This window comes from Pokkaliibacter plantistimulans (assembly GCF_003194385.1).
GTDB lineage: Bacteria > Pseudomonadota > Gammaproteobacteria > Pseudomonadales > Balneatricaceae > Pokkaliibacter > Pokkaliibacter plantistimulans.
This window is the reverse complement of sequence record NZ_LAPT01000103.1, coordinates 11,973-27,901: the sequence shown is the minus strand read 5'-3', so window position 1 is coordinate 27,901 and position 15,929 is coordinate 11,973. Positions and strand designations below refer to the sequence as shown.

Sequence of the window (15,929 nt, the reverse complement as noted above, 5' to 3'; positions counted from 1 at the left end):
TCTCAAGCTGCCTGGCCGGAGCAGGCTACAGCTACCGTGCGCGGAACCCTGCAGCAGTAATGGTCATCAATAGTGGGCTTGCCGTGCTTAGCAGGCTATTGAAAATCTATCTGCGTTGCCGAATACCGCGTCAAAAACAGGCTCAAAATGCTCATTTAGCTCACTAAACTCCGCTTTTTCGCCTGTTTTTTCCTTGTCTCGGCGGCCTCGATAACGTTTTTCAACAGCCTGTTAGGGAGCGGATGATGACAATGCCATGACGATTCTGGGGCAGGCTGGTGAATATAAGATATGCACCTGTCTTTGACTATTGTCCGTTGTGGTTAGCTGTGCTGGCGCTCTGTACCCAAGCAGGCTGCGTTTCAGCTGCGCTTCACCCTGTCAGCGCAGTGTGAGTCGTAACAGATCGTGTTGAGAGCGGCCTGGCTGTTGGGTATCGGCTCAGGTTCAGGTAATAATTGGCGCCTCCAGAAGAAAGGGGATTACGGTGACGCTGGAAAACGAAGATTCAGATCTGGTGTTGGTCACACAGGCGCAGAAAGGCAACAAACGCGCCTACGATCTGTTGGTGGTCAAGTATCAGCATCGCATCCTGTTGCTGGTGCAGCGTTTTCTGAAAGATCCGGTGGAATCCATGGATGTGGCTCAGGAGGCTTTCATCAAGGCCTATCGCTCGCTGCATAATTTTCGCGGGGAGAGTGCCTTCTACACCTGGCTCTATCGGATTGCTGTCAATACTGCGAAAAACTACCTTGCCGCGCGTGGCCGCCGTCCGCCAGATGTTGATGTCATGGCAGAAGATGCGGTGTACGTGGAGGGCGGAGATGCGCTGCGTGACCGGGGGTCGCCGGAGCACGAGCTCAATCGCGACCGACTGCGGGAAACGATCAACGCCGCTCTCAATCGCTTGCCGGAGGATCTGCGTGTGGCGCTGATGCTGCGGGAATACGATGGTCTGAGTTATGAAGACATCGCGACCATCATGCAGTGTCCGGTAGGCACGGTGCGCTCCCGTATCTTCAGAGCACGAGAGGCTATTGAGCAGGAAATTGCTCCCTTGCTGTGAGAGTTTCCTGAGGGCGGCCCTGGTTGAAGTTTAAGTAACAATTGGCCGGATAAGCGGGCGCCTGGATACAAAGTGCAAAGCAAGCGGGGAAAGGCGGACAAAAGCGCCATGGCCTTAACAGAATGTATCTGGCCGGAACTTAATCAACGCATGACCCTCTAAACGCTCAGAGATACCCGCAGTGGTATCAGGACTTCCCTCCGGAGCGTCGCCTTGTGCGGCAGATCTGGAAGAGAGGCCCGAGAGCATAAAACGGGTTGAGGTAAAACTATGAACGAGCAGAGCCGGGAACACTTGTCTGCTCTCCTTGATGGAGAGGCGGATGAGCTGAATCTGAGGCGACTGCTGCAGCAGGCAGATGATGCGTCCAAGCTTCGGCAAAGCTGGCAACGCTATCATTTGATCAGTGATATGTTGCATGAACGGCCGTCAGGCAGTGGCATGCAGCTGGCTGATCGGGTGAGAGCGCAGCTGGACGATGAAGATGCAATGCAGCAGCCTGAGCGGGTCAGTCAGTGGTGGAAGCCATTCAGTCATCTGGCGGTGGCAGCTTCCGTGGCAGCCGTAGTGTTTGTCGGTGTCGGGCAGTTTTTGCCCCGCTCTGCCAGCCTGCCGGCCGCTTCGGAGTCAGTGTCGTCACAGGTGGCCAGCGTAGCCAGCACCCCCGCACTGGATCCGTCAGCAGGTAGTGAACCTGTATTGCCGGTGAGTTACAGCAGCCAGTCGCTGGTGCAACCCCAGCCGGGATTGCAGCCCAGCCACTACATCCGTCTGGATACCGGGCTGGATGACTACCTGCAGCGTCATAACCAGCGTATCAGCGACACCATGACTCCCTGGCAACTGGGATGGGCGCCAGACGGCTACCAGCTCACGTCACAGGATCTCAGTGGTGATCAGCAGGTCATGACCTATGCCAATGACAGCCATTCGTTCAGTGTGTTTATCGAGCCTCTCGGCTTGAAACCGCGTATCGAAGGGGCCATTGAGCGTCAGGGAAAAGTGGTTCTGGCGCGACAGCTGCTGAGTAACAGGGGTGACTGTTATGTCACCGTGGCCGGTGATATTCCGCAGCAGGTCGCTCTCGCCATCATTCAGAATCTGAAACATGCCAGCAAGCAATAATCAATCAATGCAGCCACTGCTTGAAGAGCAGGGCTGGGTAGTGCAACTGCTGCCTGAACAGGTCGTAGTGGAAACCACCCGCCGCTCCACCTGCAGTAGCTGCCAGCTCAAATCAGGCTGTGGCCAGGGGCTGATGAACAGTGTGGGGGAGGGCAAGCAGCAACGCATGACCCTGACGCTTCCCGAAGGAATGCTACTTCAGGTAGGTGACGCCGTGACGCTGGGCATCTTGCCTCAGGCTTTGCTGCAAGTGTCTTTGCTGATGTACATCCTGCCCCTGATGGGACTGTTTGCCGGTGTACTGCTGGGGGCTGAGCTGAGCTGGGGAGAAGGTTGGATATTGCTTGCCGGTATGTTGGGTTTGTTGGCCGGTTTTCTGCTGACACGCAGGGTAAGCAGACAATGTCAGCAAGGACAGTGGCAGCCCGTTATCTTGGATAAGGTTCAATCTGAAAATGGGTTTGCCGAGGTTGTTGAGCAAGTGCCAATTCGCATTATGGAAGGAAAAGGCAGGTAATCTATGTTGAAAAAACTCTATCAGACCCTGGCGGGGGCGGCCTGTATTGCACTGGTCGCCGTCAGTAGCGTCAGGGCAGCAGAACTTCCCGATTTCACCGACCTGGTAGCGAAATCTGCTCCGGCGGTGGTAAATATCAGTACCCTGAAAAACGTTCAGTACTCTTCCGATGGCAGCATGCCGTTTGATCCCAACGACCCCGATCTGCAGCAGATGCCTGAAATCTTCCGTCACTTCTTCGGTCTGCAGCGTGGTATCCCAGCGCCCAGTAATCCGGGCAAGACGCTCAAGCGTGTTGAGCCGCGCTCTCTCGGTTCAGGTTTCATTATCTCCGATGATGGTTACATTCTGACCAATAACCATGTGGTCAACGGTGCTGACGAAATTGTCGTGCGTCTGAATGATCGCCGTGAGCTGAATGCCAAGCTGGTGGGTGCGGATCCCCGTTCCGATCTGGCGTTGCTGAAGATTAATGCTGATCATCTGCCTACCGTCAAGATCGGCCACTCCAGCGATCTGAAAGCCGGGCAGTGGGTGGTAGCCATCGGTTCACCCTTCGGCTTCGACTATTCAGTGACCAAGGGTATCGTCTCAGCCGTCGGCCGCAGTCTGTCGGGTGATAACTATGTGCCCTTTATCCAGACCGATGTGCCTATCAACCCCGGCAACTCTGGTGGTCCGTTGTTCAACATGGATGGTGAGGTCGTCGGTATCAACTCGCAGATCTATACTCGCTCGGGTGGCTTCATGGGGCTGTCGTTTGCCATCCCGATTGATGTGGCAATGGATGTGGCTGACCAGCTGAAAAATGGCGGTCATGTGAAACGCGGCTGGCTGGGTGTGGTCATCCAGGAAGTTAACCGTGATCTGGCCGAGTCCTTCGGGCTGAAAAAGGCTGCAGGTGCGCTGGTAGCCAAGGTATTGCCTGATAGCCCTGCCGAGAAAGCGGGCCTGAAAGAAGGGGATGTGATCCTCGGTTTCAATGGTCAGGACATCATCATGTCATCCGATCTGCCTCACTTCGTCGGGCGAGTGAAGCCCAACAGCAAGGCAACCCTGCATGTTATCCGTGATGGTAAAGAGCAGGATCTGGACGTGACCATTGGCCTGCTGCCTGATGACGAGACCAATATCCTGGTTGATAGCCGTGGTAACAGCACTGACGGTAGTGTCATCGCCAATGTCCTGCATATTGGTGCGGCCAATCTGACTGAAGATGACAAATCACGTCTGGAACTGGACAACGGTGTTGTCGTCAAACAGATCGAGCAAGGCCCAGCCTTCTCGGCCGGTGTACAGCCGGGTGATGTCATCACGCTGTTGAATGGCAAGGCGGTCAGTTCTGTGAAGGATCTTGAAACTATCGTCAAGGCGCTGCCGAAAGGCCGCTCTGTGCCGATGCAGATTGTTCGTGATGGCTCGCCAATTTTCCTGGCACTGCGAATTGAGTAACATAAACACCTTTGGTATGAGTGACACTCGATGAGTGGCAGGGGAGCAGCTTCGGCTGCTCCCTTTTTGCTGCCTGATAGCAGCGCTATGTCGTCATCACTCCACCCGTATGAAGGGTTGGAGATGGCTGGCGGAAGCCGTTGTGTACATGGTGCGATGTGTCACTAAATCGGCTAGAATGCCGCCTTTGCCTCAGGCCCTCCGGCCTGCATTAGCTACTGGTGTTTGGTTCCGTGAGCAGTCTTAAGCATATTCGTAACTTTTCTATCATTGCCCATATCGACCACGGTAAATCTACCCTGGCCGACCGTTTTATTCAGATCTGTGGTGGCCTGTCCGAGCGCGAAATGGAGGCTCAGGTACTGGACTCCATGGATATCGAGCGCGAGCGCGGCATCACCATCAAAGCGCAGAGTGTGACTCTGGACTACACCGCCCGTGATGGTCAGGTGTATCAGCTGAACTTTATCGATACTCCCGGCCACGTCGACTTTTCCTACGAAGTATCTCGCTCCCTGTCTGCCTGTGAAGGCGCGCTGCTGGTAGTGGATGCTGCTCAGGGTGTGGAAGCCCAGTCGGTTGCCAACTGCTACACCGCCATCGAGCAGGGACTGGAAGTTGTACCTGTACTGAACAAGATGGATTTGCCTCAGGCTGAGCCTGAGCGGGTCAAGACCGAGATTGAAGACATCATCGGTATCGATGCGACGGATGCAGTAGCCTGTAGTGCCAAGAGTGGCATGGGTATCGATGATCTGCTGGAACAGCTGGTTGAACGTATTCCTGCTCCGGAAGGCGACCCTGCTGCGCCGCTGCAGGCGTTGATCATTGACTCCTGGTTTGACAACTATCTGGGCGTCGTGTCGCTGGTCCGTATCAAGAATGGCACGCTGCGCAAGAAAGATAAGATTCTGGTCAAGTCTACCGGTCAGGTGCATCTGATTGATGATGTGGGTGTGTTCACGCCCAAGCGTAAATCCGAAGAGTACCTCAGTGCTGGCGAAGTAGGCTATGTAGTGGCGGGTATCAAGGACATCCATGGTGCTCCCGTAGGTGACACCCTGACCCTGTCCAGCAGCCCGGATACGCCCAGCCTTCCCGGATTCCAGAAGGTCAAGCCGCAGGTTTACGCCGGTCTTTTCCCTGTCAGTTCCGATGACTACGAAGATTTCCGTGAAGCGCTGGACAAGCTCTCGCTCAACGATGCCTCACTGTTCTTCGAACCTGAAAGCTCCGATGCACTGGGCTTCGGTTTCCGCTGTGGCTTCCTCGGAATGCTGCACATGGAGATCATTCAGGAGCGTCTGGAGCGTGAGTACGATCTGGATCTGATCACTACAGCACCGACGGTAGTCTATGAGATTGAGCTCAGCACCGGTGAAGTCGTCTATGTTGACAACCCCTCGCGTCTGCCTGAACCCGGCAAGGTCAGGGATATGCGCGAGCCGATTTGCGAGGCCCACATTCTGGTGCCACAAGAGTTTCTGGGCAACGTCATCAGCCTGTGTGTAGAGAAGCGTGGAGTGCAGAAAAACATGCACTTCATGGCAACTCAGGTGCAGGTGGTCTATGAATTGCCTATGAGCGAAGTGGTAATGGACTTCTTTGATCGCCTGAAGTCCTGCAGCCGTGGCTTTGCATCGCTGGATTACAGCTTCCAGCGTTATCAGTCTGCCAACATGGTACGTCTGGATATCATGATCAACGGCGACCGGGTTGATGCACTGGCGGTCATCATGCACCGTGACAATGCCCAGTATCGTGGCCGTATGCTTTGCGAAAAAATGAAGGAGCTGATTCCCCGACAGATGTTCGATGTCGCCATTCAGGCTGCCATCGGCGGGCATATCATCGCTCGTACTACCGTGAAGGCACTGCGCAAGAACGTTTTGGCCAAGTGCTATGGCGGTGACGTCAGCCGTAAGAAGAAGCTGTTGCAGAAACAGAAAGAGGGTAAGAAGCGCATGAAACAGCTGGGTAGCGTCGAGGTGCCCCAGGAAGCCTTCTTGGCCGTACTCAAGGTGGATAGTTAATGGATCTGGATTTTCCCCTCTATCTGACCATCGCCGTGGCCCTCTGTGGGGCCATCTGGCTGGCGGATATCGTGCTTTTCAGCAGACGTCGCCAGGCTGCCCGCAGCCTGGCTGAGCAGCAGGGCGTAACCGATGAAGAAGTGCTCGGCGGGCTGACCCGTGAGTCATGGCCTATCGAGTACGCCAAGTCATTCTTCCCTGTGCTGTTCATCGTCTTTTTCCTGCGCTCCTTTATCGTCGAACCCTTCCAGATTCCTTCTGGCTCCATGCTCCCTACACTGGAGATTGGCGACTTTATCCTGGTAAACAAATTCTCCTACGGTATTCGCCTGCCGGTGCTGAATACCAAGGTAATTGAAGTGGGGGAACCCAAGCGCGGTGATGTCATGGTGTTCCGTTATCCTGGCGACCCCAAGATCAATTACATCAAGCGTGTAATTGGCGTGCCGGGTGACAAGATTGCCTACTATCACAAGCGTCTGTACGTTAACGGTCAGGAGGTGCCTGAGCAGTTCCTGTCCAATATTCCGCCGACTGAGCCCAGCCTGCAGCTGTTCCAGGAACAGCTGGGGAATGTCAGCCACAAGATTTACAAGGTGCCCGGCCAGCCATCAGTTGAAGCCGAGTGGGAAGTTCCTCCCGGCCATTACTTCATGATGGGTGATAACCGTGACAACAGTAACGACAGCCGTTACTGGGGGTTTGTGCCTGAAGAGAATATTGTCGGCAAAGCGTTCTTCGTCTGGTTCCATTGGGAAGGGTTGTTCTCCATTCTCAACAGTTTCAGTAACAACGGACGGATCAACTAACAGGAGCAGTGGCGATGTATTCCAGACAACGCGGTGCCACCATGATGACCATGGTCAATGTACTGTTCCTGATCGTGCTGGTGATTCTGGCCGTTAAGATCGGTCCTGCGTATCTGGATGACCGTACCGTCAATGCCATTATCACTGAGGCAGTGGCTACCCCGGACATTGTGGCTGAGGGTGGCCGCGGCCTGCAGACCAGTATCGGCAAGCGTCTTGATATCAATGATATTGACCTGCCAAAGGATGCGCTGGCCTACAGTCGCGATGGCAATATCTGGTACGTGGACGTCAATTACGAACGACGTATCCCCCTCGTCAGCAATCTCTCCGTCGTTTTATCTTTTAGTCATCATTACGAAGCAGTGAAGCCTTGAGTATTCAATTAGACCGCCTGTTTTCCAAGCTGGGTTACCAGTTCAAGGATCCCTCCCTGGCGGAGTTGGCCCTAACCCATCGCAGTTGCGGTAACCGTAATAACGAACGTCTTGAGTTCCTCGGTGACTCCATCCTTAACTGTGTGATTGCCGAAGCGCTTTACCAGAACTTTCAGGAAGCCAAAGAAGGGCAGCTCAGCCGTCTGCGCGCCCGTCTGGTCAAAGGGGTCACTCTGGCGGAGATCGCCCGCGAGTTTGAACTGGGTGATTACCTGCATCTGGGGATCGGTGAGCTGAAAAGTGGCGGATTCCGCCGCGAGTCCATTCTGGCTGATGCCATGGAGGCACTTATCGGTGCGATCTTCATCGACAGCAACATGGATACCGTCAAGGAGCGTGTGCTGGCCTGGTATCACAGCCGCTTGCAGAAGCTGGACCTGAAAGATACCCAGAAGGATCCGAAGACCCGTCTGCAAGAGTTGTTGCAGGCGAAAGGGGCGGCCTTGCCCTGTTATGAAACTACCCATATAGAAGGTGAAGCTCACGCTCAGGTATTTACTGTGAGCTGCACCATTGATCTGCTTGACGATCCCACCCTGGGGACCGGTAGCAGTCGTCGTCTGGCTGAACAGGCCGCGGCGTCAGAGGCATTGGAGTTATTAGGTAATCTGTCATGAGTGAAGTAGAAAACCGTCCGGAACGCTGTGGTTTCGTTGCCATAGTAGGGCGCCCCAATGTCGGTAAGTCTACCCTACTGAACCACATTCTCGGGCAGAAGATCAGTATCACCTCGCGTAAGCCGCAAACTACCCGTCATCAGATTCTCGGTATCAAAACCGAAGAAGAAGTGCAGATCATCTATGTCGATACGCCCGGAATACACAAAGCGGGCGAGCGTGCGCTGAACCGTTTCATGAACAAGACAGCCAGCGCTGCCCTCAAGGATGTGGACGTGGTGATCTTCGTCATTGATCGTACCCGCTGGACTGAAGAAGACCAGATGGTACTGGAGCAGTTGCAGAATCTGGACTGCCCGGTGATTCTGGCGGTCAACAAGGTCGATCGTCTGGACAATAAGGAAGCACTGCTGCCGATGCTGCAGGAGATGTCCAGCAAGATGAGTTTTGCCGACATCGTGCCGATTTCTGCTCAGAATGGGCATAACGTTGCCCGCCTCGAACAGCTGGTCGGTGAGCGTATGCCAGAGGGGATGCATCATTTCCCCGAAGATCAGGTGACTGATCGCAGTTCACGCTTTGTGGCCGCTGAACTGGTACGTGAGAAACTGATGCGTCAGCTGGGGGATGAAGTACCCTACGGCGTGACCGTGGAAATTGAGCAGTTCCGTCAGGACGAAGTCAGTGGCACCATCCACATTCACGCGCTGATTCTGGTTGAGCGTGATGGCCAGAAAAAGATTGTAATCGGTGATGGCGGCAGCCGTATCAAGACCATCGGTCGCGATGCGCGTCTGGACATGGAGAAAATGTTCGAAGCCAAGGTCATGCTGAATCTGTGGGTCAAGGTCAAGCAGGGCTGGGCAGATGATGAGCGTGCACTGCAGAGTCTGGGTTACACCGACTTTAATGGCTAAGCGTGTCAGCGCTGATCTCTGAGCCGGCTTATCTGCTGCATGGTCGCCCCTATCGGGAGACCAGCATTCTCGCCGAGTTTTTCACCTCCACTCAGGGCCGGGTCGCCATCCTGGCTCGTGGCGCCCGTCGACCGAAGTCACGCCAGAAGGCAGCATTGCAGCCTTTTTACCCGGTTGTGCTGTCGGCGACGGGCCGTTCCAGTTTGAAAACCCTTCAACAGATTGATCTGTGTGGTATGGCGCCACCGCTGGCCGGTGCTTGTCTGATCAGTGGGCTCTACCTGAATGAGTTATTGCAGCGGTTGCTGCCTGAAGGTGAGCCTCATCCGAGGATGTACACGGTGTATGAGTGGGCATTGACCCATCTGTCTGAGCCGGGTGAGCTTGAGCCGGTATTACGTCGCTTTGAGAAAGAGCTGCTCAGCGAGCTGGGTTTTGCTGTTGTGCTTGATTACTGTGTCGCTTCTGGCGAACCGGTGCTGGCTGAGGCGTGGTACGCTTACCATCCAGAGTACGGCTTGCGCCCTGTGGTTGCCGATGGCCGCGGAACTCAGCGCAGTTATCCTGGCGCCGCCTTGCTGGCGATGGCTCAGGACGATTACAGCGCCTCTCTGACGCGCAAGGTTGCCAAGGTTTTGTTGCGTGAGGCGCTTGCGCCTCTGCTGGGGGATCGCCCGTTGCACAGTCGTTCCCTGTTTCTTCCGCCTCCTGTTTTTTCGAGCTAAGGAGCCAAGTAGATGCACCCCAAGCGTATTCTTCTGGGAGTGAATATTGACCACGTTGCCACCCTGCGTCAGGCCCGTGGTACCCGTTACCCTGATCCGGTCTACGCCGCCCAGCTGGCAGAAGAGGCGGGTGCAGATGGCATCACCGTGCATATGCGTGAAGATCGTCGCCATATTCAGGAGCGTGATGTCAGGTTGCTCAGGCAAACCTTGCAGACCCGTATGAATCTTGAGCTGGCTGTGACCGATGAAATGCTGGACTTCGCCTGCGAAATCCATCCCGAGCATGCCTGTCTGGTACCTGAGCGTCGTGAAGAGCTGACCACTGAAGGTGGCCTCGATGTGGTCGGTCAGGAGGCGCGCGTCAAAGCCGCCTGTGAGCGCCTCGCCGCGCTGGGTATTGAGGTGTCCCTGTTTATCGATGCCGACAAAGCCCAGATAGATGCCACTGTGCGCTGTGGTGCGCCAGTGATAGAGCTGCACACCGGGGCTTACGCTGATGCCGAGGATGATGCCAGTCAGCAGGCCGAGTTTGAGCGTATTGCTGAAGCGGCTCGCTATGCTCATTCTCTGGGGCTGGTGGTGAACGCAGGTCACGGGCTGAATTATCAGAACGTTGAGCCGATTGCTGCTATTGCCGAGATCAATGAACTCAATATTGGTCATGGCATTGTGGCTCGCGCGGTATTTACCGGTCTGCGTGAAGCCGTGGCGGAAATGAAAAAACTGATGCTGCTGGCCCGGGGTTAAGGTGATCTGCGGTATTGGCACAGATATGGTGGCCATTGGCCGGATAGCCGAAGTCATGGAGCGGACGCGTGAGCGCTTTGCCCGCAAGATTCTCGGCGAACAGGAGTGGCACATCTATCAGCAGGTCAGTCAGCCCCATGCCTGGCTGGCCAAACGCTGGGCGGCGAAAGAGGCCTGCGCCAAAGCACTCGGAACCGGTGTGGCGCAGGGTTTGTCGCTGACCCATATACAGGTGTTGAATAACGCACAGGGGGCACCGCTGCTGCAGTTAAGCGGGCGTGCTCTTGAGCTGGCTGAGGCGTGCGGGGCCAGTCGCTGGCATGTCAGCCTCAGTGATGAAAAAGACTATGCGCTGGCATTTGTGGTTTTGAGCCGGGACTGATCCTGCTGCTCTGGCAAGTATGCCTGCATTGCGCTGTTGAGTTGGGTATTAGGACTGGATATGCACTTTCCAACAATTGAAGACTATGTTGGCCACACTCCGCTGGTCAGACTGCAACGCCTGCCTGGCAATACCACTAATACCATTCTGTGCAAGCTGGAGGGGAACAATCCGGCGGGCTCAGTAAAGGACCGTCCCGCGCTGTCGATGATTCAGGAAGCCGAGCGGCGCGGCATGATCAAGCCGGGTGATACCCTGATCGAAGCCACGTCAGGGAATACCGGCATTGCTCTGGCCATGGCAGCAGCGATCAAGGGCTACCGCATGGTGCTGATCATGCCTGACAACATGAGTCAGGAACGTCGTGATGCGATGACTGCCTACGGCGCAGAAATTATTTCTGTCAGCCGTGAACAGGGCATGGAGTATGCCCGCGACCTGGCCTCGCAGATGCAGCAGCAGGGGCAGGGGATCGTGCTGGATCAGTTCGCCAATTTTGATAATCCTCTGGCTCACTACAAGGGCACCGGCCCTGAGATCTGGCAGCAGACAGAAGGGCGTATCACGCACTTTGTCAGTTCTATGGGGACCACCGGAACAATCATGGGCACGTCCCGTTTTCTCAAGGAACAGAATGCGGCCATCCAGATTGTTGGTCTGCAACCTCAGGAAGGCTCCAGCATCCCCGGTATTCGTCGCTGGCCGGAGGCCTATCTGCCGAAAATATTTGAGCCTCAGCGTGTGGATCAGATTGTTGATGTGACCCAGGCCGAGGCGGAGCAGACCATGCGGCGTCTGGCTCGTGAGGAAGGGATTTTCTGCGGCGTGTCGTCGGGGGGCGCCGTGGCCGGAGCATTGCGACTCAGCCAGCAGCTGGAGCATGCAGTGATTGTCTGCATCATCTGTGACCGTGGTGATCGCTATCTGTCCACCGGTGTGTTCAACTCTCAGTCTTAGTATCAGTACGCATTGCACGAACGGGGAGAGGAAGGCCCAGGCAGTTCTCTCCCCGTTTTGTTTTTGGCCGGTATTGACCCTGCTTGGATGAGCGGGTCAATAGTGCCCGAACAAACTATAGAATCAACGACCGTGAATATGGCCAAGCTACATAAGAAAAAAACTCCATTTGCCAAACCTGCGCCGCTCAGTACCCGGGCTGCCATTGTGCTGGATATTGAGCGGATGACCCCGGAAGGCCGCGGCCTCAGCCACTACCAGGACAAGCCTGTCTTTGTTGAGGGCGCTCTGGCGGGGGAACAGGTACAGGCGCGTCTGTCGGCTGAGCACAGCCGCTTTGCCGAGGCGGTGACTGAGAAGGTGTTGCAGCCGGTTGAGCTGCGCCGCCAGCCCCCCTGTGAATACTATGGGCGCTGTGGTGGCTGCTCGGTACAGCATATGCAGTACGGCTTGCAGCTGGAAATAAAGCAGCAGGCGGTCGCTGAGCAGTTGAGCAAGCTGGCAGGGCTCAAGCCGCAGGAGTGGTTACCTACCCTGACCGCAGGTGAATGGCGGTATCGCACCCGTACGCATCTGGCGATGTTGTGGGACAAACAGAGTAAAGTTCTGCGCCTGGGTTTTCGTGCACGCAAGGACCATGAGGTGGTGGAAGTTGGTCACTGCCAGGTACTTGATCCCCGGCTGAGTGAGCTGTTGCCGGCACTCAAGGCGCTGATGCTGCAATATCCGCACAAGGAGCGGCTGGGGCACATCGAGCTGGTGGCGGGTGACGAACACCGGGCGCTGATGCTGCGGCTGACGGCGAAAGCAGATGCTGCCTGGTTGAGCGAACTGACGACCTGGTGTGAAGCGCAGCAGCTACAACTTTGGTTGCAAGAAGGGGAGCAAACCCAGCCTTCGTGCCATTGGCCCGCACCAGAACAGGGCGGGTTGTATTATACTCTGCCAGCCTTTGCCAGCCGCTTTGACTTCACACCGGCAGATTTCATTCAGGTCAATCCTGCCCTGAACCGTCTGATGGTGGAGCAGGCGATGGCGTTGCTGGCGGTGAAGCCGGGTGAGCGGGTACTGGATCTGTTTGCCGGTCTGGGCAACTTCAGTCTGGCCGCTGCACGTGTCGGTGCAGAGGTGATCGCGGTGGAAGGGACCAAGGCGATGGTTGAGCGTGGCAATGCCAATGCCCAGCGCAATGGTCTGTCTGCAGTACAGTTTCACTGTGCAGACCTTATGGCAGATTTTTCGCATCAGTCATGGGCAGGCCGTTCAGTTGACAAGGTCATACTTGATCCGCCGCGGGCAGGCGCTTTGCATGCGGTACGCCATGTGGCTGGCCTGAAGCCCAGCAGGATCGTCTATATCTCCTGCAATCCGGCAACGCTGGCGCGTGATGCGGCGGAGCTGGATCAGCTGGGATACCGTTTGATCAAGGCGGGCGCTATGGATATGTTCCCGCAGACCTCCCATGTGGAGGCGATTGCTCTGTTCGAGCCCTATAAACGGGGAGGGCAGGGCAAGAAAGCCGCAGCAGGCTCAGCACTGGCAAGACGCTATAGTGGCCGCGGATGAGATACTGCCCAGCCCTGTCAGAGGGCGGATGACCACCATCGGGAGGATGGCAGGTGGCAGTGGCTCAACATACTGAGTCAGAGATGCACATTTAAAATAAATACAGTGTTGGTGGGTGCGTTGTCAGAACCATTGCTTTGTGGAAATGCACCCCTTGATGTGAGGTATGCCAGGGGATAGTCATTGCCCCTTTTGTCTCGGCATAGCCTGCTTGTCGGGTTTTCCGAAGTTATAACGAGTCTCCTAATGAGGCTGGACAGGGAGTATCAGTAAGATGGTCAAAGTACGCGAGGACCACTATTTACTGGAAGATGGCAGTGTCGATCTGGGCAATTGGTTGGCCAAGATTGGCGAGCACGTCCCGGTAACCGAGTCAGAGCGTCTGCTACAAGCCTGTCGTTTGGTAGAAAGTGTTGCCCCCCGCCCCGAGTCGGTGGAGGACGATGAATGGATCAACAGCCCGATGAACTGTTTTCATACCGGTTTGGAAATGGCGTTGATCCTGGCAGAACTGAAGCTCGACAGTGATTCGCTGGTGGCGGCTGTGTTGTATCGCTCCGTGCGTCAGCGCAAGTTACCGCTGGAGCGGGTGCAGAGTGATTTTGGTAAGGATGTTGCCCGCCTGATTGACGGTGTCATGCAAATGGCAGCCATCACCGCCCTGATGCGCCCTATCAAGGAGCAGGTGCTCGGGCAGCAGGAAAGCCAGCTCGACAACGTGCGCAAGATGCTGGTGTCGATCATTGATGATGTGCGGGTTGCACTGATCAAGCTGGCTGAACGCACCTGTGCTATCCGGGTGGTCAAGAATGCCAATCGCAAGAAGCGGTATCTGGTGGCGCGCGAGGTGTTCGACATCTATGCACCGCTGGCTCATCGTCTTGGTATCGGCCATATCAAGTGGGAGCTGGAAGATCTTTCCTTCCGCTACCTGCAGCCCAATGCCTACAAACACATTGCGCAGTTGCTGGATGAGAAGCGACTCGACCGACAGCAATATATCCACAGTGTCCTGAGCCTGCTGAAAGAGCGGCTGTCTGATGCGGGCATTGATGCTGAGCTGATGGGACGGGCCAAGCATATTTATTCCATCTGGCGCAAAATGCAGCGCAAGAACATCCCCTTCAGTCAGGTTTACGATATTCGTGCGGTGCGCATTCTGGTGCCGGAAGTGCGTGACTGTTATGCCGCGCTGGGTATCGTTCATGCGCTTTGGCGTCATGTCCCCAATGAGTTCGATGACTATATCGCCGCTCCGAAAGAAAATGGCTATCGCTCTCTGCACACTGCGGTTATTGGCCCGGATGGCAAAGGGCTGGAAGTGCAGATTCGCACCCATACCATGCATGAGGAAGCTGAGCTTGGGGTCTGTGCCCATTGGCGCTACAAGGGCACCGATGTACACAACAAGTCCAACAGTTACGAGGACAAGATCTCCTGGCTAAGACAGGTACTGGAGTGGCAGGAGGAAATGGGCGATGCCACCGGGCTGGTCGAACAGTTCCGCAACTCCATTACGCAGGACCGAATCTACGTCTTTACGCCTGAAGGGCATGTTGTCGATCTGCCTTCAGGCTCCACTCCGCTGGACTTCGCTTATCGGGTGCACACCGAGATCGGTCACAGTTGCCGTGGCGCCAAGATCAGCGGGCGTATTGTGCCGCTGACCTACAAGCTGAAAACCGGTGATCAGGTCGAGATTCTGCGGCAGAAGGGAGGCACTCCAAGCCGTGACTGGCTCAACCCGAACTTCGGCTACCTGCAGACTTCCCGTGGCCGTGCCAAGGTACAGGCCTGGTTCAAGTTGCAGGCGAAAGAAGAGAATGCCGACGAAGGACGCCATATCGTTGAGCGTGAGCTGAAGCGTCTGGCGCTGGACAGCCATCTCGACTATCAGCCGATAGCTCTGCAGCTCAGCTACAAGACTGCCGAGGATATGTTCGCGGCACTCGGTGCCGGGGACCTGCGCCTGTCGCAGATCATCCACGAAGTGCAGCGTACGCTGGAGCCAGAGCGCAATCAGGCACCTGACCAGCTGGTGGTGCGCGAGCGCAAGCACAAGCACCAGAGTGATGACAGTGGTGTCTACATTCTTGGTGTAGGTAATCTGCTGACCAACATGGCGTCATGCTGTACGCCGTTGCCGGGTGATCCGATCATCGGTTTCATTACCCTGAACCGTGGTGTATCGATTCACCGTCAGGACTGCCAGAATATTCTGTCGCTGCAGGACAAGGAGCCACAGCGTATTGTCCAGGTCAGCTGGGGCGAAGAGCCTGAGCAGACCTATCCGGTCGATATCGTGGTGGAGGCCTTTGATCGTTCGGGGCTGCTGCGTGACCTGACGACGATTCTGTCCAACGAAAAGGTCAATATTCTCGCATTCCACACGCAGACCGATAAGGTCTATTGCACGGCACGTATTGCCATGACGCTGGAGATTGCCCGTCTGGAGCATCTGGGCAGATTGATGGACAAGATCAATCAGCTGCCCAATGTGATTGATGTGCACCGTCAACGCGGCGTGATGCAGACGGCAAAAAAATAGCCTGTTCTGCATTCCCATCTTCTGCTCG

Annotated in this window: 15 protein-coding genes; all 15 read left to right on the top strand. The window is 55.7% G+C overall.

What is annotated here, in order from left to right:
• The first annotated feature begins 493 nt into the window (after positions 1–493).
• The 15 genes from rpoE (at position 494) to relA (ending at position 15,901) form a co-directional block, all read left to right on the top strand.
• Positions 494–1,066, top strand: coding sequence for an RNA polymerase sigma factor RpoE (gene rpoE / locus WH50_RS19755; RefSeq protein ID WP_104152011.1), 573 nt, complete (start codon positions 494–496; stop codon positions 1,064–1,066).
• A 270-nt stretch (positions 1,067–1,336) separates the two neighbouring features.
• Positions 1,337–2,191 carry a MucB/RseB C-terminal domain-containing protein gene (locus WH50_RS19750; RefSeq protein ID WP_110188999.1) on the top strand — a complete coding sequence of 285 codons (855 nt, stop codon included), beginning with the start codon at positions 1,337–1,339 and terminating at the stop codon, positions 2,189–2,191.
• Between the two features lie 7 nt (positions 2,192–2,198).
• Positions 2,199–2,708, top strand: a complete 510-nt coding sequence (locus WH50_RS19745; protein ID WP_165838491.1) for a SoxR reducing system RseC family protein — start codon at positions 2,199–2,201, stop codon at positions 2,706–2,708.
• A 3-nt stretch (positions 2,709–2,711) separates the two neighbouring features.
• A complete protein-coding gene (locus WH50_RS19740) occupies positions 2,712–4,160 on the top strand; it encodes a DegQ family serine endoprotease (protein WP_110188997.1) in 1,449 nt (482 codons plus the stop codon).
• A 233-nt stretch (positions 4,161–4,393) separates the two neighbouring features.
• Positions 4,394–6,193, top strand: a complete 1,800-nt coding sequence (gene lepA, locus WH50_RS19735; RefSeq protein WP_110189001.1) for a translation elongation factor 4 — start codon at positions 4,394–4,396, stop codon at positions 6,191–6,193.
• 5 nt (positions 6,194–6,198) lie between these two features.
• The gene (lepB, locus tag WH50_RS19730) at positions 6,199–7,002 is read left to right on the top strand and encodes a signal peptidase I (protein WP_207780403.1); all 804 of its coding nucleotides are present in this window, start codon (positions 6,199–6,201) and stop codon (positions 7,000–7,002) included.
• A gap of 14 nt (positions 7,003–7,016) precedes the next feature.
• The gene (locus WH50_RS19725; protein ID WP_110188996.1) at positions 7,017–7,379 is read left to right on the top strand and encodes a DUF4845 domain-containing protein; all 363 of its coding nucleotides are present in this window, start codon (positions 7,017–7,019) and stop codon (positions 7,377–7,379) included.
• Positions 7,376–8,056: a ribonuclease III gene (gene rnc, locus WH50_RS19720; protein WP_110188995.1), complete on the top strand. Its 681-nt coding sequence runs from the start codon at positions 7,376–7,378 to the stop codon at positions 8,054–8,056. The genes WH50_RS19725 and rnc overlap by 4 nt, the downstream gene beginning before the upstream one ends.
• Positions 8,053–8,973 (top strand): GTPase Era, encoded by a 921-nt coding sequence (era, locus tag WH50_RS19715; RefSeq protein ID WP_104151990.1) that lies wholly within the window; start codon positions 8,053–8,055, stop codon positions 8,971–8,973. Before rnc ends, era begins: the two co-directional genes overlap by 4 nt.
• 2 nt (positions 8,974–8,975) lie before the next feature.
• A complete protein-coding gene (recO, locus tag WH50_RS19710; protein ID WP_110188994.1) occupies positions 8,976–9,698 on the top strand; it encodes a DNA repair protein RecO in 723 nt (240 codons plus the stop codon).
• A 12-nt stretch (positions 9,699–9,710) separates the two neighbouring features.
• Complete coding sequence (pdxJ, locus tag WH50_RS19705; RefSeq protein ID WP_104151988.1) at positions 9,711–10,448, top strand: pyridoxine 5'-phosphate synthase; 738 nt, start codon at positions 9,711–9,713, stop codon at positions 10,446–10,448.
• 1 nt (position 10,449) lies between these two features.
• Entirely contained in the window at positions 10,450–10,830 is a 381-nt protein-coding gene (gene acpS / locus WH50_RS19700) for a holo-ACP synthase (RefSeq protein WP_110188993.1), read from the top strand.
• A 60-nt stretch (positions 10,831–10,890) separates the two neighbouring features.
• The gene (gene cysM, locus WH50_RS19695; protein WP_110188992.1) at positions 10,891–11,787 is read left to right on the top strand and encodes a cysteine synthase CysM; all 897 of its coding nucleotides are present in this window, start codon (positions 10,891–10,893) and stop codon (positions 11,785–11,787) included.
• A gap of 138 nt (positions 11,788–11,925) precedes the next feature.
• Positions 11,926–13,353 carry a 23S rRNA (uracil(1939)-C(5))-methyltransferase RlmD gene (gene rlmD / locus WH50_RS19690; protein WP_165838490.1) on the top strand — a complete coding sequence of 476 codons (1,428 nt, stop codon included), beginning with the start codon at positions 11,926–11,928 and terminating at the stop codon, positions 13,351–13,353.
• A gap of 274 nt (positions 13,354–13,627) precedes the next feature.
• Positions 13,628–15,901 (top strand): GTP diphosphokinase, encoded by a 2,274-nt coding sequence (relA, locus tag WH50_RS19685; protein ID WP_110188990.1) that lies wholly within the window; start codon positions 13,628–13,630, stop codon positions 15,899–15,901.
• The last annotated feature ends 28 nt before the right edge of the window (positions 15,902–15,929 follow it).

Excerpts from the sequence above, each read along its gene's own strand:
- cysM (WP_110188992.1), top strand. The coding sequence starts at position 10,891 with ATGCACTTTCCAACAATTGAAGACTATGTTGGCCACACTCCGCTGGTC.
- WH50_RS19750 (WP_110188999.1), top strand. The coding sequence starts at position 1,337 with ATGAACGAGCAGAGCCGGGAACACTTGTCTGCTCTCCTTGATGGAGAG.
- rlmD (WP_165838490.1), top strand. The coding sequence starts at position 11,926 with ATGGCCAAGCTACATAAGAAAAAAACTCCATTTGCCAAACCTGCGCCG.
- WH50_RS19745 (WP_165838491.1), top strand. The coding sequence starts at position 2,199 with ATGCAGCCACTGCTTGAAGAGCAGGGCTGGGTAGTGCAACTGCTGCCT.
- WH50_RS19725 (WP_110188996.1), top strand. The coding sequence starts at position 7,017 with ATGTATTCCAGACAACGCGGTGCCACCATGATGACCATGGTCAATGTA.
- era (WP_104151990.1), top strand. The coding sequence starts at position 8,053 with ATGAGTGAAGTAGAAAACCGTCCGGAACGCTGTGGTTTCGTTGCCATA.
- pdxJ (WP_104151988.1), top strand. The coding sequence starts at position 9,711 with ATGCACCCCAAGCGTATTCTTCTGGGAGTGAATATTGACCACGTTGCC.
- WH50_RS19740 (WP_110188997.1), top strand. The coding sequence starts at position 2,712 with ATGTTGAAAAAACTCTATCAGACCCTGGCGGGGGCGGCCTGTATTGCA.
- relA (WP_110188990.1), top strand. The coding sequence starts at position 13,628 with ATGGTCAAAGTACGCGAGGACCACTATTTACTGGAAGATGGCAGTGTC.